Consider the following 20,987-nt stretch of genomic DNA (forward strand, 5'->3'; position numbering starts at 1 on the left):
GATGCTGCATAAAAGTTTTATCTTGACTACAATTCTATTCTTGATTTTTTCTATGTTAGGGATTCAGCCAGCTAAAGCGAGTACATCTGTGAAGTTAACACCTGTTAAGCAGTTGAATGTACAAAAAAATAATACTGACGGCTCCTTTCTTGACGTAAATACTGATCCAGATATTTTTGACATATACTATCGTAATGATTCTGTTAAGAACAAAAATTACGGAAGTATGACTTTCAGCGGTGTTGATACAACGAAAAGTATTACTTCAGCAATCCTTAAATTGCAAGTAGTAAATAATAATGATGGAAAGGAATCCAAACTTCGTATTGATTTAGGTTCGAATAGCGCAGAACTTACTTCTGGATTCCCAGCTTTAGTAGAAACCATGGGGAGGGAAGTAGCTGTTCCGAAGCACGAAGAACCTCGTTTATATCAAATTGATGTAAAGGACTATTTAGAAAGTTTGTCTCCGTCTGAAAGGGCGAATCCGATATTTATCATGTCGAGTGATTCTTCCAACATGACTGTAGTAAAGTCAGGAAACACTGTGGGGCGCGAGTACGATCCGTATCTTGAGATTACGTATGGAGCTGAATCTAATAGTGCCCCAACGGACATCGCACTAAGTTCGTCATCCGTAGAGGAAAATAAACCTGTGGGTACGGCAGTGGGTATGTTAAGTGCAATAGATCCAGATGCAGGAGATAGCTTTACGTATAGTTTAGTAGCAGGTACAGGAGATACAGATAATAGCAGCTTTACGATTACAGGCACTCAGCTAAAAACAGCACAGTCCTTCGATTACGAAACGAAGAGTAGTTATAGTATTCGAGTTCGTGTTACGGACAGTACTGGTAATCCGTTTGAAAAAGCTCTTACAATCAATGTCACAGATGTTAATGAACATACTGGACCGACTATCGTATCGTTGTCACCAGTCAACAATGCATCGGGTGTTCCCATTAGTTCGAATTTAACAATGACTTTTAATGAAGCGGTCACGACAGCTTCAGGGAATATTTATATAGTTAGAAATAGTGATCAAGCCATTGTCCAAACCATTGCTGCATCCTCACCGAGCATTGTCTCCAATGGAACAATTGTTACGATTGACCTGCCAACTGATTTAGCAAGTGGTATGGCGTATCATGTGAAAATGGATGCGGGTGCATTTAAGAATGCTGCACAGCAAGATTTTCAAGGGATTGCAGATGCCATGACATGGGGTTTTACAACTGTTACACAAAGTGCAAATGCGGATTTGAGCGGTTTAACCCTATCACAGGGCATATTAAGCCCAGCCTTTGCATTAGGAATGATGAGTTATAATGCAAGTGTTGATAATAGTGTAACAGGTATAACTGTGACACCGACAGCAGCAGATAACAAGTCAAAAATTCAAATTAATGGTGCAACTGTTACTAATGGTCAGGCAAGTAGCAATATTAGCTTGAATCCGGGTTTAAACACAATTACGATTGTCGTGACAGCAGAGAATGGCAATAAAAAAACGTATATATTGGTAATAGAGAGAGCCATAGCGGCAACTATTGAACCTGCACCGACAGTTCCAACTAATATCGTAACGGTTGAAGATACGAGATCAGGAAATATTTTGATTATAGGTGCACTGGATACAAAGTTCTTTATAGTTAGCGGCATAACAGGTGGTAAACTGTATAAAGCAAATGGCCCAATAGAAATTATGAACGGTGATTTTATTACTACAGCTGAGGGAAGTGCGGGTTTGCAGTTTATGCCTAACCTTGATGCAAATGGAACTACAGGTTTTGGCTTCAATGTGCAAGCGGCTCGTGACAATGCGGGTGCCGGGTTAAGTAGTGCGACACTGGTACAGATAAAAGTCACCGAAGTAAATGATGCACCGATTGCTGTAAACGACACACTTAGTGATCTGGATGAAACGGAAACGGTTAAAACTATACCGTTTTCCGATTTACTTGCAAATGATTTACCAGGACCGCCCAATGAATTAGGACAAATACTTACCATTACAAAAGTTGAGTCTACTTTCGGAGGTACTGCTGAAATTCTTGGCAATAATATTAAATTTACACGTACGCCTGGTTATATAGGGACGGCAAGTTTTAAGTATACGGTAACAGATAATGGTACTACAAATGATTTTCTTGAATCTAAAAGTTCTCAGGCGACAGCAACCTTTCAAGTTTTAAAGAAGGTGGATAAGCCAACTGTTACACCTGCAATTACGGATGAAGATAGACAGTCTACATCGGGTTTGGTGATTAACCCTACAAATACAGGAGACCCAGCAACGACCCACTTCAAAATTTCAAATATTAAAAACGGTAAACTGTATTTGAATGATGGGACAACGCAAATTGCGGAGGGGTCGTTTATTACGGTTGCACAGGGTACTGCTGGGTTGAAGTTTACACCTGATGCTAATTTATTTACGACAGCAACGACTACATTTGGCTTTGATGTTCAAGCTGCACCAGGAACGGATGGCAGACTATTAAGTGATGTTGTTTCGGCAATTATCACTGTAAACTTTGTAAATGATGCACCAACTATTGCAATTCCAATAAGCAATCCCCAAGTTATTGTAGGAAAAAGCAATAGTATCGATGTTAGCAATACGTTTTCGGATGTTGACGGGGACACACTAACGTTAACAGTAGAATCTCATGCATCAAATGTTGCATCTGTGCAGCTCAATCAGCAGCAGTTAACGATACAAGGGCTAGCAGTTGGCACAGCCGATATTACTGTAATAGCAATTGATAATCATGGTGTAATGGTGACAGATACATTTACCGTCTTTATAACGAACACGAATCCTGTTTTTCCAAGTCCCACAATTACTGAAACCGTAGAAGCAGGTAAAACAGTTTCAGGTGCGGTTGTCGCGACTGATGTAGATGGGCATGTGCTGACGTATAGTAATGTGACTAGTCCATCATTTGGTAGTCTTAATGTAATTGATGATGGCACGTGGACTTACACAAATAGTTTAGGTTCTGGTAGAAATGATAGCTTCAAAATTCAGGTAAGTGATAGCTATGGAGGAACAGCTGAAATTACAGTGAATATAACGGTAAAGGTATCGTCGTATACAGTAAGCTTTGATGTGGATGGAGGAAGTGTGGTAGCGTCCCAAGCCATTGCAGATGGAGGGAAAGTAACAACTCCAACAACCCCAACAAAGGCAGGTTATACGTTCGGTGGTTGGTATACAAGTAGCGCATATACAACGCCGTTTGATTTCGATAAAGGTATCACTGCGAACACAGTGGTGTATGCGAAATGGATAGCGATTCCAATCCCAGTTTCACATACAGTAAGCTTCGATGTAGACGCAGGAAGTGCGGTAGCGTCTCAAACCATTGCGGATGGAGAGAAAGCAACACTACCTACACCACCAACAAAGGCAGGTCATATGTTCGGTGGCTGGTATACAAGCAACGCGTATACAACGGTATTTGACTTCAACAGTACTATCACAGCGAATACGGTAGTATATGCAAAATGGATAAAGATCCCAATCCCAATCTCGCACACAGTGAGCTTTAATGTGGATGGAGGAAGTGCGGTAGCGCCCCAAACGATTGTGGATGGAGGAAAAGTAACAGCACCAGCAACGCCGACAAAGGCAGGCTATACTTTCGGTGGTTGGTATAAAGAAACGTCATTTGCTACTGAATGGAACTTTGCAACAAATATAGTGGATGCGAACACAACGCTGTATGCACGTTGGATTCGCAATTTTACACCTCCAACAGATTCGGAAGCAGTAGCGAAGGCGAAAGCAACACTGATAATTGGCTATAGTACAGGGGATAGTGCAACGAGTATCACGCAAAAACTGACATTGCCCGTTATGGGTGAAGAGGGCACAACGGTAAGTTGGACATCTAGTAATCCAACAGTTGTGACAGAGAATGGGGTTGTACAGCGACCGTCAGTAGATGATAGTACGGTCATACTAACGGCTACAATTGTTAAAGGTAATGTGAAGGAAACGAAGCAATTTATAGTGGTAGTGAAAGGTTATAATGATCGATATCCATCAGTGACATCAACACCAGATTCACCACCATCTAATACGGAGCAGATTGTTGTAGATGTTATGAGTGGAAGTGGCGGGGTTGTTTCAACAGTTACTATAAAACGTACGAAAAATGCGGACGGGACATTTAACGATGTCGTGACGTTAACGGAGCAGAGTGCAAGAGATGTCGTTGCGAAGTTGAAGGAAAACGGGGCCAATAATGCTCGTATAATCATTCCAGATCAACAAGACAAAGTGAATGAAGTCTATATCCCGATTCCGAAAAATGTTATGGCGATTCTAAAAGATGGGAAAGTAAATGTTGAAATGGTTATCCATAATGTGCGAATCACCATTCCAGTAAGTTCATTTGAGCTACTGATGGATGATATGTATTTCCGTGTGGTGCCGATGAAAGCACAGGCGGGGCAAAGTGAAATTTTAGAGCGCGCAAGAAAAGAAGCGCGTGTAATAGAGGGCGTGGACAGCACTGTGATTCATATACTCGGTCGTCCGATGAAAATTGAGACGAATCTGCAAAATCGCCCAGTCGAACTTACATTGCCATTACCTACTGATGTAACAAAAGAACAGTTAAATCACTTAGAAATTTATATCGAGCATAGTGATGTCACGAAGGAAATGGTTAGTGGAAAAATTGTGACGCTTGCAGATGGAAAATGGGGCATTCAATTTACAGTGCAGAAGTTCTCAACATTTACTGTACTATATATGCCGAAGAAAGAAGTAGTAGAGGAAGAAGTGCCTGAGGAGATTCTACCAGAAGAAGCGAAAAACCCGTATATTCAAGGCTACACTGATGGCACATTCCGACCAAATACGCATATTACGCGTGCACAAATGGCGGTGATGTTAGCACGTAATTTAAGCGACAATGATATGCCAGCTTCGTCTAAGGTTTCTTATTCGGATACAGCCGCATCGTGGTCAAAGGATGAGATTGAGTATGTTCGGGCACAAGGCATTATGAATGGACGTGCAGACGGAAAGTTTGGTCCGAATGAGGCGATTACACGTGCGCAAATGGCAGCAATCGCAATACGTTGGATTGACAAGCAATGTGCAGCAGATGATACAGCCGCGTATTGTACAGGAGATACTACAAATATTACATTTAATGATGTGAACAGTCAGCACTGGGCTGCGACCTACATTGAGAAAATTAGTGCACTTGGCATTATGACAGGCATGAATGCATCTAGATTTAATCCAGAAGGTACTTTAACACGTGCACAGGCCGTAAAAGTGTTAAATCGTTTGTTTGAACGAGATTTAGCGACAAATGAAGTACCGCTTTTCTCAGATGTGCCAAGAAATCATTGGGCATTCGATGAGATCCAAGCTGCAGCAAAGAAATAATCTATCGAGGCTGACGTGATTCATTGCGTCAGCCTTTTGTACCGGATGCACAAACAATAAAATGCATATGCGGTGTTAGCTTGAACAAAGCCGTAAGCAATAACCATCTTGCTTGCGGCTTTTTTGCGTTTTGCTGCATTTGGCAAGTAGGTTTCACTTATAAAGGATCGTTTGATAATCTTAATTGGAATATTCGATTTTTTCAGAATTTTATATTGACTTTTTCTGTGGGTGTCGCTAATATAAAAGCATATTAAATCTATAGGGATTATACATTACGAGGGGGACTTATTTTGTTGAGTGTTGCATTACAAAATGGCCTACAGCAACAATTTGAAACAATTGTAAAAAATAGACGTTTTCTACATCAGCATCCAGAGCTATCATTTCAAGAGCAAAATACTTCGCGCTTTATTGCAGAGCAGCTAAAGGTATATGGTCTTGAAGTCTATGAAAATATCGGTGGTTATGGAGTTGTGGCGTACATTCGCGCCTTAAATCCTACTAAAACAATTTGTTTACGTGCTGATTTTGACGCGTTGCCAATTCCAGATGAAAAGGATGTTGAATATAAATCAACGGTGGAAGGTGTCAGTCATGCATGTGGACACGATGGCCACACATCAGCCTTACTAGGTGTTGCAGCTGTTTTACAGGAAAATAAACATTTACTATCAGGTGATGTAAAGTTGCTTTTCCAACCGGCTGAAGAAAAACCACCAGGCGGGGCAAAGGCAATGGTTGAAGCGGGCGTATTAGATGATGTCGATTACATTTTTGGAGCACATTTAGCATCAGATTTAGCGCTTGGAAAATATGCATCACGCGTAGGCGCAACGAAGGGTTCAGTTGATGCTTTTACGATTAAAATTTTCGGTAAAGGTGGACACGGTGCACAGCCGCATCAAACGAAAGACTCCATCGTAATTGGCGCACAATTAATCACGCAATTACAGCAAATTGTGAGTCGTCGCATTGACCCGATTGATCCAGCGGTTGTGACGGTAGGGAGCTTCCATAGTGGCAATGCTTTTAATGTCATTGCGGATACAGCAGAAATCGAAGGCACGGTGCGTACGCTAAGTGCAAAGGCGCGTGCACAAGTAGAAACAGAAATTCGCGCTATTTTAGACGGCTTAAAAGTATCGAGCCATATTGATTATGAATTAAATTATTTAAATGGTTATCCGGTGTTAATTAATCACGAGGCAGAAACACTTGTGGTGAAATCAATTGTAGAGCAGTCCTTTGGCAGTGATGCTTATGAAACCGCACAACAAAGCTTAACGGCTGAGGATTTTGCTTATTATTTAGAGAAAAAGCCAGGCGCTTACTTTTATGTAGGCTCTCATAATGATAGCGAAGCAACGAAATACCCACATCATCATCCTAAATTTGATTTTGATGAACGCGCGCTACTTAATATCGGCGACCTGTTTTTAAAAATTGTTAGTCACTATGTTGTAGAGGAGAAATAATACATGGCATTACAGTTTGATCATTTCGTTCATTTAACACCTGACCCAACGAAGGCAGCAGAGGCGTTTCAACAATTAGGCTTACATGCTGTACAAGGCGGAAAGCATGAAAAGCTAGGTACATACAACACACTTAGCTATTTTGATTTAAGTTATGTGGAGCTTATCGGGATTTTTGATGAAGCGTTAGTGAGTGAAGCAGCGAGTATTAAGTATAGCTTGCGTGATACGTTTGTAGAAAATCATTTACAAGCCGGTCCACAGCGTATTGCACTGCGCTCAGAAAATTTACAGGAGCTAGCAGAGCGCTTTAGAGCAGCGGGACTTGAAGTACATGGACCGACTGATTTTAGTCGTACTCGTCCAGATGGCACACTTGTTACATGGAAGCTACTTTTTGCTGGTAAAGAGAATGAAGGATTACGCCTACCATTCTTTATTGAGTGGGATGAAAAGGATGCAGAACGCCGAGTGGATTTAACGGAGCGCGGCGTCATCGCACCACATTTGTTAGGGGATATACAGGTAGACGGGGCGGCATTTGCTGTTCGCAATATTGAAGAAACCGCAGCACTATGGTCATCGCTTTTGCAGCTTGAAAAAGGTGAAAGCTATGAAGATGAAGTCTGGAATGCCAAGGTACAACGTTTAACATTACAAGGTGGCGACATCGTATTATATGAACCACTTGGAGACGGTGTAGTGGCAGATGTATTAGCAACGGGTGGCGAGCAATTATTTGCCCTACAATTTAAAGGCGCAACACAAAAGGTCGAAAAAATCACAAATGCACTTTATCGCTTTGTTTAAAGAAGAGGAGATCAGATGAAAAAATTATTATCAGTTTTCGGTTTAGTAGCATTACTAGCCGTGTTAACAGCTTGCTCATCAAGCGATAAAGAAGAGGTCGCGACAGGTGAGGCAGAAGGTACAGAATTAAAAACGATTAACATCGGGTATCAAAAAGGAAATACATTACACATTTTAAAAGAGTCAGGCATTTTAGATGAAGCAGCAAAAGAAAAAGGCATATCAGTCAAATGGGAGCTATTTACACATGGTAATACGTTAATGGAAGGGATTTATGCAGGTGCAATTCACTTCGGTCACGCAGCTGATGGCCCTGGTATTTTTGCGCAAGCATCAAATAAGCCGTTTTATTATGTAGGCGCAGATAATCCAAATCCAGAGGGTGTAGGGATTGTTGTTTTAAAAAGCTCAGGGATTACAAAGCTTGAGGATTTAAAAGGGAAAAAAGTTGGCGCATTAAAAGGTGGGAATCACCACTATTCAACAGTACTTGCTTTAGAATCAGTAGGCTTAACAGTGGATGATGTAGAGTGGGTATACCCAGAGGACGCAGCACAAGGTCGTGCATTATTTGAAACAGGTCAAATTGACGCTTTAGCTTCTTATGATCCATTCTTTGCATCAGCAGAGCTTGAAACAGATTCGATTACATTAGTAAATGGTGATATTGATGGCTATCCAAACCGTACATTCTATTTTGCAACAGAATCATTTGTTGAGCAGAATCCAGAGCTAGTAGAGTTCATTTTAGAAAAGATCGATGAATCGGATAAATGGGCAAACGAAAATCGCGAAGAAGTAATCGGAATTATGACGGAAGCGCTTGGTATTAAAAAAGAAGTAATTAGCGAGCAAATTAATCGTCGTACATTCGGTGCTACTGAAATTACAGAAGAAATTATTGAAACACAGCAAAAACAAGCTGATAAATACTTCGACTTGAAGTTAATTCCAGTAGAAGTCAACGTTCAAGATAAGGTTTGGGTTAAATAAGATTGTGAGGTAAGCGGGTGCAGTTATGCTCTCGCTTGCTTTATATAGGAGGATTAAGACTATGAAATTTGATGTTCGCCCATGGGTTATCCCTGCATTGCTTGTCGTTGTATGGGAAGTCATCGTTCGCTTAGAAATTATTTCAGCATCATTATTTCCGTCACCGCTGACGATTGTTGAAACAGGGTGGAACTTACTTGTAAATGGTGATTTATTATCCCATATTGGTGTTAGCTTAGGTCGTGCGTTGACGGGGATGGTTATCGGTGGCGCTATCGGTTTTGCATTAGGTGTATTAAATGGTTTATCAAAAAAGTCATATATTTATTTAGATACAACAATTCAAATGATTCGAAATATCCCTCACTTAGCCCTCATTCCACTTGTAATTGTTTGGATTGGTATTGGAGAGGATGCAAAAATCTTTTTAGTCGTTTTAGGTGTATTATTCCCGATTTATGTGAATACATTCCACGGCATTCGTAATGTGGATCCGAACTTAGTTGAAATGGGCCGTATGTACAATTTAAAGGGCTGGCGTTTATTTAAGGATGTGCTACTACCAGGTGCGTTGCCATCGATTTTTGTCGGACTACGCTACGCATTAGGCGTTATGTGGTTAACATTAATTATTGCTGAAACGATTCCTACAAATGAAGGCTTAGGTTATTTAGCGACGAATGCGCGTGAGTTCATGCAAACGGATGTCATTATTTTGAGTATTGTCATCTATGCATTACTTGGAAAAGTAGCGGATTTAATTGCACAGATTGGTGAAAATCGCGCATTAAAATGGAATGCGAGCTACACGAAATAAGGGAGGGTTGCTGAGTGAAACATGAAGCCATTCAAATCGATATTAACCATTTAAAAAAATCATTCGGTTCGAAAAAAATTTTACATGATATTTCCATTACCTTTGAAAAAGGCGAATTCATAGCGATTATTGGGAAAAGTGGTAGTGGTAAAAGTACACTGCTGCGCCTTATCGCAAGTTTAGAGAAAATTACAGAAGGCGAATTATTATTTGACGGTGTGTCAGCAAATAAATCCGATGCTAATGTCAAAATGATGTATCAGGATTCGCGTTTATTACCATGGAAAAAAGTCATCGATAATGTGGGTTTAGGATTAACGGGCGATTGGACGGCTAAGGCTGAAGAAGCATTAAATAAAGTAGGTCTTCTACATTTAAAGGATGAATGGCCATCTACGTTATCAGGTGGGCAAAAGCAGCGTGTTGCCTTAGCACGTGCATTAATCCATGAGCCATCATTATTAATGCTAGATGAGCCATTAAGTGCGCTCGATGCGCTAACACGTATTGAAATGCAAAATTTAATTGAAATGATTTTTCAAAAAAATAATTTTACAGCACTGCTTGTTACGCATGATGTAGGGGAAGCCGTTCGATTGGCGGATCGCATTATTTTAATTGAGGATGGGCATATTGCTTATGATGAAAAAGTAAGTGCTCCGCGTCCGCGTAAATTAACCAACCCAGTACTAATTGAATTAGAGGAGAAAATTTTAAATCGCTTAATGCACGGGGAGGAAGAGGCTGTAGAGCAAGCAAAACAGCAAGATTTGCAGATAGCCATAAATCATTAATGAGAAGGATGTACTTCGTTTGTTGAGGTGCATCCTTTTTGCATAGGGATTTTATTTTTATTGACCAGGTGCATAAGTTATTAGGATATTACCAAAAAACACAAAACCCTACGTTTCTACTCACGCAGGGCTTTTGTATAAATTTCTGTGTTCGACTTACAAGCTCTCGCCAAAGTCAGCGCGGAATTTTGCGGCTAATTGCTCTGGCCAATCTGTTTTGGCGTCTAATTTACCAAAGAAGAAGCGTAACACTTTTGGCTCTTCAACGAATGTCATTCCACCGATTAAGTGGCGGTTGTCGTAGAGCCAGCTAATACGGTCGACTGCGTATTTTACTTGGGATAAAGTGAAGACACGGCGCGGCATGGCCATGCGCACTAATTCCATATGTGCAAGTGTTTCGTTGCCATTTTCATCGCGCTGTTCCGACATCGTACCGCGTTCCATACCACGTGCACCACTGGCAATATAAATCGCAGCAGCCAGAGCACCAGCAGGGTAATCGGTTTGTGGCAGATGGTCTAAAAACTTAGAGGCATCAATATGACAGCCAAGACCGCCAGCCGGTAGCACGACAGGAACTCCTTTTTTCTGTAATTCATCGGACATGAACTGAATGAACTCAGGGCCCTGTGAAATGTATTGCTCGTCCATTGTTTCATCTAAACCAACAGCAATGGCCTCCATCTCACGTACCGACATCCCGCCATATGTTAAGAAGCCCTCATATAGTGTGATGTACTCACGCATCGCTAAATAATCTTCTTCGCTATTCGTAATAATTCCGCCACCACGTGCAAAGCCAAGCTTACGTGCTGAGAAGTATAAAATATGTGCTTGGTCGGCAAGCTCGCGTGTAATTTCGCGGATGGATTTGTCTTTGTATGCGTCCTCACGCGTTTTGATGAAGTGTAAATTATCGGCTAATAAACTAATATCGTACACTAATTTCAAATTGTATGTATCGCAAACTGCACGTACTTCTTTTAAGTTTTCGACAGAGTGTGGCTGCCCACCGATTAAGTTTGTGCCTGCTTCGACACGAACGAAGGCGATATTTTCAGCACCGCGCGCCTCGATTAGTGCTGTTAGCTTCGCAATATCCATATTCCCCTTGAATAAATCAGTTGAATTTAAATTAAGTGCTTCCTCTTTGAAGACCTCTTCCACCACACCACCATTGAGTGTTACATGCGCCTTTGATGTTGTAAAGTGATAATTCATAGGAACCGTTGTACCAGGCTTGACGAATACTTGCGAAATAATATTTTCACAAGCACGACCTTGGTGTGTCGGTAAAAAATATTTCGTACCGAAAATTTCAGTGAGCTTATTTTCTAAGCGTGTAAATGTAGCTGAGCCGGCATAGCTATCATCCGCCTCCAGCATAGAAGCCTGCTGACGGTCAGACATAGCGTTCACACCGCTATCTGTCAGCATATCCATATACACATCCTCATTTTTCAGTAGGAATGTATTGAAACCCGCCTCACGCATTGCCTCAACACGCGCTTCGACAGGTGGTAAATTAAGCTTTTGAATAATACGTACTTTGTGCATCTCTAATGGAATGGTTTCACCAGAGTAAAATTTGATTGACATAGGAATCCCCTTTCGATACTTTATCGCGTTAATTCGATGAACTAAATTTTATTTTACAGGAAAAAATAAATTAATGTTGTAAAATTCAGAAATCTAAATATTCCGAAAAAGAAGGATTTGTTCGTTTGAGCAGTCCTGTGAATAGCTAAAGTATGGATAAATTTAGTGAATCGAGCGTATTTCCTGGGAAACCGAGCATAATGAGGTTAGTATAAATAATGGACACGTAATTGCGAGCGTATGTATGATAAGACTAATACATTAAAGGACGTGTTCAAAATGAGTAAAAGGCCCACACCAGAGTACAAAGAGTATGTCGTAAAGCTTGTAGTGGAAGAAGGGAAAAAAGCCACTCAACTAGCCTATGAGTTAGGGATTGGAGAATCTTCTATTCGACGCTGGGTAAAAGAATATCGTGATCAAAAGGCAGCCGAAACAGAGGGTATTCAGTATGTCACACCGACAGAGTTAAAACGAATGCAAAATGATTATGAAAAGAAATTGCGTGCGCTTGAGGAGGAAAATGCGATCCTAAAAAAGGCGATGCACATCTTTGCGAAAAACCAGCCGTAATTTATACCTTTATTCAAGCACATGTAGGTGAATTTACGATTGTAAAGATGTGTAACGTACTTGGTGTCTCCAAAAGTGGCTACTATAATTGGCTTCAGAAACAATCTGCCCCCCTAACTGAACGTGAAGAGAGAGAAATTGAAATTACTCAAAAGGTACATCAATCCTTTCATGAAAGCTATGGTACATATGGTAGCCCTCGTATTCGAAAGGACTTACAAGAATGGGGATATGTTTTATCTCAAAAGAAAATAGCGAATTTGATGCGAGAGCTCGGTTTATGTGCTGTCATTCCTAAACAATATCAACGAACAACCAATTCCGATCACGACCATTTTATTTATCCTGATTTAGTGAAGCGTGACTTCGATGTGAAAGAGCCAAATCAAGTGTGGGTGGCGGATATTACGTATATACGGACGATGCAGGGATGGCTTTATTTAGCGAGCATTATGGATTTATACTCACGTAAAATTATTGGTTGGGCAATCGCTGACCACATGAAAGAAGCCTTGGTTTTAGAGGCATTGGAAAAAGCGTTACTAATAAGAAAACCACCAGCAGGTTGCATTCATCATTCCGATAGAGGGGTACAATACTGCTCAAACGCGTATACCAACCTATTAAAAGAATATCAGATGGAAATAAGCATGAGTAAAAAAGGCGATCCTTATGATAATGCCTGTATCGAGTCATTCCATTCGACCATCAAAAAAGAATGTATTTATCGTCAACGATTCCAAACAAAACACGAGGCCAAACAAGTAGTTCAAGCTTATATCATTGAGTTTTATAACAAGAAAAGACGTCACTCAACATTGGGATATGTGTCTCCGAATCAATATGAGCGAATCAACAACCCAAAAAACACATCTAGCCGCTCAAAATCTGCTTAGAGGTAGTTGTATCGTTAAGCTCCAATTTGGAGGTTAACGATACGACTACCAGACCAACCGAAGGGCGGTAGTACTAAAACGCTCGATTTTTTATGTCCATTTTATTGACTTAAGACCAATAAATTTAGAAAACCGATTATATCTCACTAGAATTCGAGCATAAAAAACCACAGCAGCGGCTCATCTAAGGCTAATCATGTGATGAGCCGTGCAAATAAAAGCTAGGCCTACTCTATATGAATCTTCCCATAAACGCCGCCCCCACCAACCGTAATGCCGAGTGTTCCTTTTCTGGCGGAGTCGATGGCATGCGCTAGTTTCTCAGGAATCACTTGTTTGAGCTCATCTAAGGACGCCTTGTGGAGAATATTCATTTCTGTGCCGAAAGCGGTTAATAACTTCTCGATCGTTTTGGGACCAATACCGGGAATAAAGTCGAGCGGCACCTGATGAATATAAGGTGGTCTGTTGATTTCCTGTACTGCCGTGTCGGATAGCTCACAGATTCGTTTGGCAACCCCTTTAATGAAATGCGATTTGCCGCAAAAAGGGCAGTGGATTGGGGTTTCCTCTATCATCTTTTCCCCGCAATTGGCGCAAACCGTGTCATGATATTTACCGAGAAGTGGATTTAATCCATAATTAGCGACAATGCCTCGTCCATCTTGCTGCTGAAGTACCTTTCTCAATTCCTCAAAATTGGCATCAGCTACGTGCATTTTTTGGTATTCACGGGCAAGCTTACCGAGTGAATGGGCATCTGAATTGGTGACAAAGCTATAGGGAAATAACTCAGAAATGGACTTTACCATATACGTATCTGAGCTGAGACCGAGCTCAATGGCGTCAATAAGCTGCGGATCAAACACTTCGCTTAAGCTGCTCTGAACGCCTTTTCCGAATAGGCTTTTAAACGGTGTAAATACATGCGCCGGGATAAATAATCCGCCCAGCTCATTCACCTTTTGCTGTAAGGTGCGCCCCTCACAATAAATGCGCTGTGAGCTTAAATGAATATTTTTCATGTGTGCGCTCATCCAATGGGAAAAGGTTTTCATCGTTTCAATGGTAGGCATATAGCAAAGGACGTGAATTGGTCCATGACAATGTGCATCGTAAATTTCAATTTCCGAGCCCAAAATAAGCGTTGTTTTTTGAAAGCGTACGCCACCTGCATCAAGCTCTGCTGCCGCGCCTGTTTGAATTAATTGCTCAATTTCCTGAATGACTTCAGGGGAATGGCAATCGATAATGCCGACCAAATCGAGCCCTTTTTTAGACGTAGCGGTTTCTAATATATTGGTTAGCGTTAAGTTGTTGCTGCCGGTAATTTTCACTGCGCGGCCTTTTTCTGTTCGACCAATATGTATATGCAAATCTGCGTAAATTTCTTTCAACTGCTTACACATCCTTTTTTATACAAGGATACCCTAAATGGTGAGAATTCATGTTGCGTAGGTTATCAATATTGAAAAATACGAGAACAAAAATCATATGAGCACAAAAATCAAAGGTTCGCATAGGTACTCCTACTTTTTGCTGACTGCTATTTCTAATGTAGAAAGCAGACAAATTCAAAATTAGCTAAGTCTAATCTCAGCGCAGTCGGCAGGGCATATGGTAAACTTTCATTGAACTAGTATTAAAAAGGAGTCGATTTGAAATGGGTCAATCATTACAAGGCAAAGTAGCCGTAGTCACAGGTGCAGCACGTGGCATCGGGAAAGCGGTAGCCATCGCATTAGCAAAAGAAGGTGTCAATGTTGGTGTGATTGCACGCTCTGAGGATGCACTGCAGCAAGTGGTGAAGGAAATGGAGAGCCATGGTGTCAAAGCAGCTTATGCCATTGCCGATGTTTCGAATCTAGAGCAAGTACAAGCAGCAGCGGCCAAATTAAAGCAAGAATTAGGGCTAACGGATATTTTAATCAACAATGCAGGTGTGGGGAAATTTGAAAAGCTTGTTGATATGGATCCAACAGAATTTAAAGAAATTGTTGATATTAACGTGATGGGTACGTTTTATGTGTCGCACACGATTGTTCCGCAATTAATTGAAAAAAATGCAGGCGATGTCATTAATATTTCATCGACAAATGGCTTAAATGGCGCAGCAACATCAAGTGCCTATAGCGCATCAAAATTTGGGGTGATTGGTCTAACAGAATCACTAGCAGCAGAAGTACGTCGCAACAATATTCGTGTAACGGCATTAGCGCCAAGTACGATAGCGACTGACTTAGCAGATGCAATGAACCTAGTGCCAGCCGATAAAAAAGAGCAATACATGCACCCAGAAGATATTGCTGAATACATCGTGGCACAATTGAAATTAAATCAACGTATGTATATCAAAACGGCAACATTAATGAATACAAATCCATTCTAATCATGGTTTGATTTTGCAAAGCCGCCCTCACCAAGAAAATGCTCTATGGGGGTGGTTTTTTGCGCTTTGAAAAACTTTTTTTCCCTCAAAATTTCGCATGAAAAATTCAATTTCCCTAGATGGAGCACTTCAAATTGTCTCTTTCAATATTTACCCGATTTTTGCCTACTTGCACGAAAAACACCGCTACATCGCAAAGTGTAACGGTGTTCTTTTCACTTAAACGCACTACCAACAGCTAGCCAATGCGAATCCCATTCCGTAATAGCGTTGCCTACGCGACATGCGATGCCACAAGCATTTCCATCTACGATAAACGAGCCGATGAGCCATTTTTTCGCATATTCCCCGTGCTGTAAACGAATGGTAATATCGGGCATTTCAATAAATTCCTGATACAAGTACAAATTATCCGTATAATGCCGGTTGGGAGAGGCGATTTGCATATCACCCTTTGCATCAAAAATTTCGACGGTATTGCCCTCGCGAGAAAATACGGGCTTTTTCACGAAAGCACGCCCCGCAGCTAAAAACGGAGCATCACTTAAAAAGGTCGGCAGCATATAACGCTTAATCGCCCCACGCTCATGCTTCGTAAAGAGTGTTTCATCATTGCGCCGTTCCCAAATCAGCCATAACAAAATTTTCGATTGCAATAAATAAGCAGCCGGCGCATTAATTATGGCAAGCTCTTTATCCCGCACAAGGTCCAATAGCTGAAGCCCAATGCGGTCACCATCTTCGGCAACATCATCCAGCAAAAATTCAAGCGGATGTGCGGGGCGGTATAAAATATCGATGCGTTCCATATTGGCGGTGTAAAGCCCTCGTTGCAAGCCATCCTTAATAATAATGAGCTCTTTAATCGGCACATATTCCACATCGAAAGGGAGCACACGTTGCATAAATCTCACCTGGCAATGCTCCTCGACATCGTCGGCTGCTTCCTTGCCGGTAATGACTACTTTTGGTGTTGTTGTTTTATTCAAATAATGCATCGCCTGGAATAATGCCTGTGACATGCCTTTGATAAATTGCTGCGTATTATTGGGATTTTTGACGCCAAACTCCGCGCACAACTTCTCGTTCATCTCAAAGGTTTCCTGCACTAAAAAGGGGGTATCGCCGTTGAGTTCAATGCATTTAATACGCCCATCTTCTGTACAAATAAAATCAAATCGAGCCAGTACGGCCATTTGGTTTAAATAATCCAGCTGTAGATATTCCAGCATTTCCTCACGTAGCCCAAGTGCCAACAACTGCTCCTTTGAAAGCGTAGGCAACACGCGCGCAACTTTACAGAAAATGCCCCACAGCATATGTGAGGCAAAGCGAATTTCTTCGATTTTTTTTTCCGGTAGCACCATCACATCGTAAAGGGCATATTCAAGATCAACAAAGTCAGCAAAAAAGCGGTCTTTATAAGGCGCGTAAAAGGCTTCGCGCTTGCTATAATCTGGCTTCATATGAAAAAATCCCCCTTACGATGATGAAGAACCACCACGAGAGGCACCACCTGAGCTAAAGCCAGATTTCCCGCTGCTATAATTCGTGGAGCCGTTGGATGGCTTATTGCTGTGTTGGTTACTATCGGTTGTATTTGTATTTGTATTTGTATTTGTATTTGTATTTGTATTTGTATTTGTATTTGTATTTGTATTTGTATTTGTATTCGTAGTTGGAGCTGTTGGTGAAGTCGTTGCGCTATTTGTTGTACTAGAAGACCCGCGTGAGCCCGTTCCGTAACTGCCTCCACCAGAAGAACCACCTGTGCTATTACTTGATTGATCCTGCTTTCTTTTCTTTGATTGATAGTAGGAACTTGCAAGCATGGCACCCATTGTTGCGTACATCATACCACCGAAAAAGTGTTGGCCGTGGTAGCTCGAGTATTCGTCTTCACAAGTATACGAGCCGTCCTCCTGCTCTGCCCATTGCTCACAGGCCTCATAAAATTCGGAATCCTCAATGGCTTGTAAATCTTCTTCCGATTCATATTCAACTGGCTCAACTGGTGCTTCAGTAGAATTTACGTCTGTATGTACAATTTCCTCAACAGTTTCCTCATACGTTGCCTGTTCTGAGCCGCATGCAGTTAATTGAAGTGTCATCGCAGAAGCTGTCGACACGGCCGCAATCTTTTTCCAAGTTGTCATAAAAATCTCTCCCCGTTTGATATTGTTAACTACTTATACGGGATATTGGTTAGGAAGGTTTCAAATAAGTAAAGCAATTTCTATTAGCGGTTACCCCCTAACGAAAAATCCCCCAAAAAACACTAAGAAAATCTTAAGAATTGATGTGCATGTTTGTTAAGATTTATTTAGTATCATATCCTTATACGAATCAGGTAGGGGTGAACGGCATGAGCCGAAAGAAATGGAGAAGTGACGAGCATTGAATATTTTGATTTGTGATGATGATAAAGAAATTGTACGTGCGATTAGTATTTATTTAGAAAACGAGGGCTACCAAGTGTTCAAGGCCTATGATGGGCTAGAGGCAATCGCGCTCATTCAAGACCATGTGATACACCTCATTATTATGGATATTATGATGCCGAAAATGGATGGGATTACGGCGACGATGAAAATTCGGCAGGAGCATATGATTCCGCTTATCATGCTTTCAGCCAAATCAGAGGATCATGATAAAATTCTTGGGTTAAATATCGGCGCGGATGACTATTTGGCCAAGCCGTTTAATCCGTTAGAGCTAATGGCACGAGTGAAATCACAGCTTAGACGCTATACCACTTTCGGCAGTCTTGAAGTGAACAATGCTGTATGCCAATCAGGCGGGCTTGTCATAGATGATGAGCGGAAAATCATTACAGTCGATAATGAAGCGGTTCATTTAACACCAGTGCAGTATAAAATTGTGAAGCTGCTGACAGCAAATGCCGGGAAAGTATTCACCATTGAAGAAATTTATGAAAAGGTTTGGAATGAACGTGCTGTTAGTCCAGAAAATACAGTGGCGGTTCATATCCGAAAGATTCGCGAAAAAATTGAAATCAATCCGAAAGAGCCAAAGTATTTAAAAGTGGTTTGGGGAGTGGGGTATAAAATTGAGAAATATTAGTCATGGAAGGATTACGAAGGTGATTGTGTTCCTACTTGCCGTTGTTTGTATTACGGGGGCAGTGAAGGCAGTGGTCGACATGGAAGTAAAATCGATTCATCTGAGTGCCATTAATGAAGAAAATTATTATGAAAGCCAATCATTTGCGAATGAAAGCTACGGTATTATTGCACCTTTAGCAGATTTGATCACGCACTACAAAAGTGAAGAATATATTTTAAGTGGTAAGGCATTAACAGCAGACGACCTAGAATATATGGAAGAAACGTTTTCCTATAGTTTCGCTCCATACGAACAGGATTCGAATTTAAGTGAAGCCGAATCCAATCGAATGTATCAAGAGAAATATGCAGCGTACTTAAAGCGTGAAAAAGAAAAAAGAATGAATGAGCAAGTCAAAAGCTATTATCAAATCCTCGCAGATTTAAAAGCAAAAAAAGGAATCATTTATTATGCGAGTAATGGGGAGCAAAAATTCGCCAATAGCGAGTTCAATACAAAGGCGCAATTTGAAACCTACAAAGCCTATATGCTATTTGTAGATTATGAGCAAATGCTGCACCCAGTAGAAATGAAAAATAGTAGAATGTTAGATAATCTGTCCTACGTAGTGGAAGAAATGAATCCACAAACAGATGTCATTTACGTGGCATTTGAACCAGCCTTCTTACAGCAAAAAACGCAGGAGTGGGAAGCGGATAAAGCAGCCGCCAAAGATTTGTTGAATGAATTCTTTGTATTTTTAGCAGGCTTTATTATTACATTTATTTATTTAGTAATCGTGATCGGCAGAACATCCTTTAATGATAAAGAAATGCATTTCCACGTCATTGACAAACTATATAATGATCTCAATATAATCATCGCTGTTTCTTTACCAACTTGGTGGGTTGTTATGCTGGTGGAAGTGTTCCGTGATGCATATCTGCTTCTAACAATCCCTATTTTTAGTATTGCATTACTGCTCATTTTATCGCTTGTGAAGCATTGCAAAAATCGAACAATTCTTTCGCATACACTCATCTATCAGTTGCTGAAAAAGGTGTTTCTTGCGCTGAAAAATATCTTTAATAGTGGCAGCATCGGTGTGAAAACATTGCTAGTTGTCATCGGCTATCCGGCATTAGTAGCCGCAACATTTTTCATGTTCCCAATTACGATTGGTGTTGTCGCGTGGCTTGCGCTCAAAAAGGCAAAGTCATTCAAACGCCTGAAAGAGGGCGTCGAGCAAATTAAAAATGGTGATCTTCAGCATCATATAGAAGTAGAGGGCAAGGGTGAGCTTAGCCAACTCGCGACGAGCATCAACCAAATTACCGATGGGCTAAGAAAGTCAGTTGATAGTGAGATTAAGAGTGAGCGCTTAAAAACAGAGCTCATCACCAATGTTTCGCATGATATCAGAACACCGTTAACGTCGATTATTACGTATGTCGATTTATTAAAAACCGAAACGGATCCCGAAAAAATAGCCGAATATATCGACGTGCTCGACCAAAAATCGGAACGCTTAAAGCATTTAACCGATGATTTATTTGAGGCAGCCAAAGCATCAAGCGGAAGTATGCCGATGCAGCTAGAGAAAATTGACATCGTGTCCCTATTAACGCAGGGCATCGGCGAAATGGATGAACAGATTGAAGCGTCTGCCTTAGATTTCAAGTTAGCCTACCCGACAGAAAAGGTTTATATGAAGGCAGATGGAAAGCTGCTCTGGCGCGGCATCGAAAATCTATTCTCCAATATCTTTAAATACGCACAGCCTGCATCAAGGGTCTACATTGATGTACAAGATTTAGGAAACGAGATAAGCGTGACCTTTAAAAACATTTCAGCGTTTGAGCTAAATATTTCTGCTGATGAACTAATGGAACGCTTTACGCGCGGGGATGAATCGCGAACGAGCCAAGGTAGCGGATTAGGACTGTCGATTGCCGAAAGTCTCATCAATATCCAGCGCGGAAAGTTCATCGTTCAAGTAGACGGTGATTTATTCAAAGCCATCATTGTCCTACCAAAATTTCCAACTGAATAATAGTGCAGTGAAGAAGATGTCCGAGAACTAATTCGAGGGCATCTTTTTTTATCGATGGATGTGGTAGTTCGAGAGTTGCGTGCGGTTTTCAGGAAATATG

15 protein-coding genes are annotated in these 20,987 nt (G+C 41.0%); 11 read left to right on the forward strand and 4 right to left on the reverse strand.

Annotated elements, in window-relative coordinates; all coding sequences use genetic code 11:
- Window positions 1–52: 52 nt before the first annotated feature.
- The 6 genes from MKX47_RS01065 (at window position 53) to MKX47_RS01090 (ending at window position 10,308) form a co-directional block, all read left to right on the forward strand.
- Window positions 53–5,416 (forward strand): InlB B-repeat-containing protein, encoded by a 5,364-nt coding sequence (locus MKX47_RS01065; protein ID WP_340770186.1) that lies wholly within the window; start codon window positions 53–55, stop codon window positions 5,414–5,416.
- 296 nt (window positions 5,417–5,712) lie between these two features.
- Window positions 5,713–6,894, forward strand: a complete 1,182-nt coding sequence (locus tag MKX47_RS01070) for a M20 metallopeptidase family protein (RefSeq protein ID WP_340770188.1) — start codon at window positions 5,713–5,715, stop codon at window positions 6,892–6,894.
- Window positions 6,895–6,897: 3 nt separating this feature from the next.
- Window positions 6,898–7,704 (forward strand): VOC family protein, encoded by an 807-nt coding sequence (locus MKX47_RS01075; protein WP_340770190.1) that lies wholly within the window; start codon window positions 6,898–6,900, stop codon window positions 7,702–7,704.
- Window positions 7,705–7,719: 15 nt separating this feature from the next.
- Complete coding sequence (locus MKX47_RS01080) at window positions 7,720–8,697, forward strand: aliphatic sulfonate ABC transporter substrate-binding protein (RefSeq protein WP_340770192.1); 978 nt, start codon at window positions 7,720–7,722, stop codon at window positions 8,695–8,697.
- Between the two features lie 61 nt (window positions 8,698–8,758).
- On the forward strand, window positions 8,759–9,514 hold the full coding sequence (locus MKX47_RS01085) for an ABC transporter permease subunit (protein WP_340770195.1): 756 nt from the start codon (window positions 8,759–8,761) through the stop codon (window positions 9,512–9,514).
- Window positions 9,515–9,528: 14 nt separating this feature from the next.
- The gene (locus MKX47_RS01090; RefSeq protein ID WP_340770197.1) at window positions 9,529–10,308 is read left to right on the forward strand and encodes an ATP-binding cassette domain-containing protein; all 780 of its coding nucleotides are present in this window, start codon (window positions 9,529–9,531) and stop codon (window positions 10,306–10,308) included.
- A 156-nt stretch (window positions 10,309–10,464) separates the two neighbouring features.
- Here MKX47_RS01090 and MKX47_RS01095 read toward each other — a convergent pair whose 3' ends face one another.
- A complete protein-coding gene (locus MKX47_RS01095; protein WP_340770198.1) occupies window positions 10,465–11,910 on the reverse strand; it encodes a tryptophanase in 1,446 nt (481 codons plus the stop codon).
- A gap of 279 nt (window positions 11,911–12,189) precedes the next feature.
- Here MKX47_RS01095 and MKX47_RS01100 point away from each other — a divergent pair, with 279 nt between their 5' ends.
- Window positions 12,190–12,483 (forward strand): transposase, encoded by a 294-nt coding sequence (locus MKX47_RS01100; protein ID WP_340770128.1) that lies wholly within the window; start codon window positions 12,190–12,192, stop codon window positions 12,481–12,483.
- 11 nt (window positions 12,484–12,494) lie between these two features.
- Window positions 12,495–13,379 (forward strand): IS3 family transposase, encoded by an 885-nt coding sequence (locus MKX47_RS01105; protein ID WP_340777677.1) that lies wholly within the window; start codon window positions 12,495–12,497, stop codon window positions 13,377–13,379.
- 227 nt (window positions 13,380–13,606) lie between these two features.
- On the opposite strand, the gene MKX47_RS01110 is transcribed toward MKX47_RS01105, so the two are convergent.
- The gene (locus MKX47_RS01110) at window positions 13,607–14,776 is read right to left on the reverse strand and encodes an endonuclease Q family protein (RefSeq protein WP_340770202.1); all 1,170 of its coding nucleotides are present in this window, start codon (window positions 14,774–14,776) and stop codon (window positions 13,607–13,609) included.
- A gap of 266 nt (window positions 14,777–15,042) precedes the next feature.
- On the opposite strand from MKX47_RS01110, the gene MKX47_RS01115 reads away from it, so the two are divergent.
- Window positions 15,043–15,768, forward strand: a complete 726-nt coding sequence (locus MKX47_RS01115) for a 3-ketoacyl-ACP reductase (protein WP_340770204.1) — start codon at window positions 15,043–15,045, stop codon at window positions 15,766–15,768.
- A 215-nt stretch (window positions 15,769–15,983) separates the two neighbouring features.
- On the opposite strand, the gene MKX47_RS01120 is transcribed toward MKX47_RS01115, so the two are convergent.
- Window positions 15,984–17,234: a glutathionylspermidine synthase family protein gene (locus MKX47_RS01120; protein WP_340770206.1), complete on the reverse strand. Its 1,251-nt coding sequence runs from the start codon at window positions 17,232–17,234 to the stop codon at window positions 15,984–15,986.
- Window positions 17,235–17,249: 15 nt separating this feature from the next.
- Window positions 17,250–17,924 (reverse strand): hypothetical protein, encoded by a 675-nt coding sequence (locus tag MKX47_RS01125; RefSeq protein WP_340770208.1) that lies wholly within the window; start codon window positions 17,922–17,924, stop codon window positions 17,250–17,252.
- A 241-nt stretch (window positions 17,925–18,165) separates the two neighbouring features.
- Here MKX47_RS01125 and MKX47_RS01130 point away from each other — a divergent pair, with 241 nt between their 5' ends.
- Window positions 18,166–18,852 (forward strand): response regulator transcription factor, encoded by a 687-nt coding sequence (locus MKX47_RS01130; RefSeq protein ID WP_340770211.1) that lies wholly within the window; start codon window positions 18,166–18,168, stop codon window positions 18,850–18,852.
- Window positions 18,839–20,887 (forward strand): HAMP domain-containing sensor histidine kinase, encoded by a 2,049-nt coding sequence (locus MKX47_RS01135; protein ID WP_340770214.1) that lies wholly within the window; start codon window positions 18,839–18,841, stop codon window positions 20,885–20,887. Before MKX47_RS01130 ends, MKX47_RS01135 begins: the two co-directional genes overlap by 14 nt.
- The last annotated feature ends 100 nt before the right edge of the window (window positions 20,888–20,987 follow it).

Source organism: Solibacillus sp. FSL R7-0668 (assembly GCF_038006205.1).
GTDB lineage: Bacteria > Bacillota > Bacilli > Bacillales_A > Planococcaceae > Solibacillus.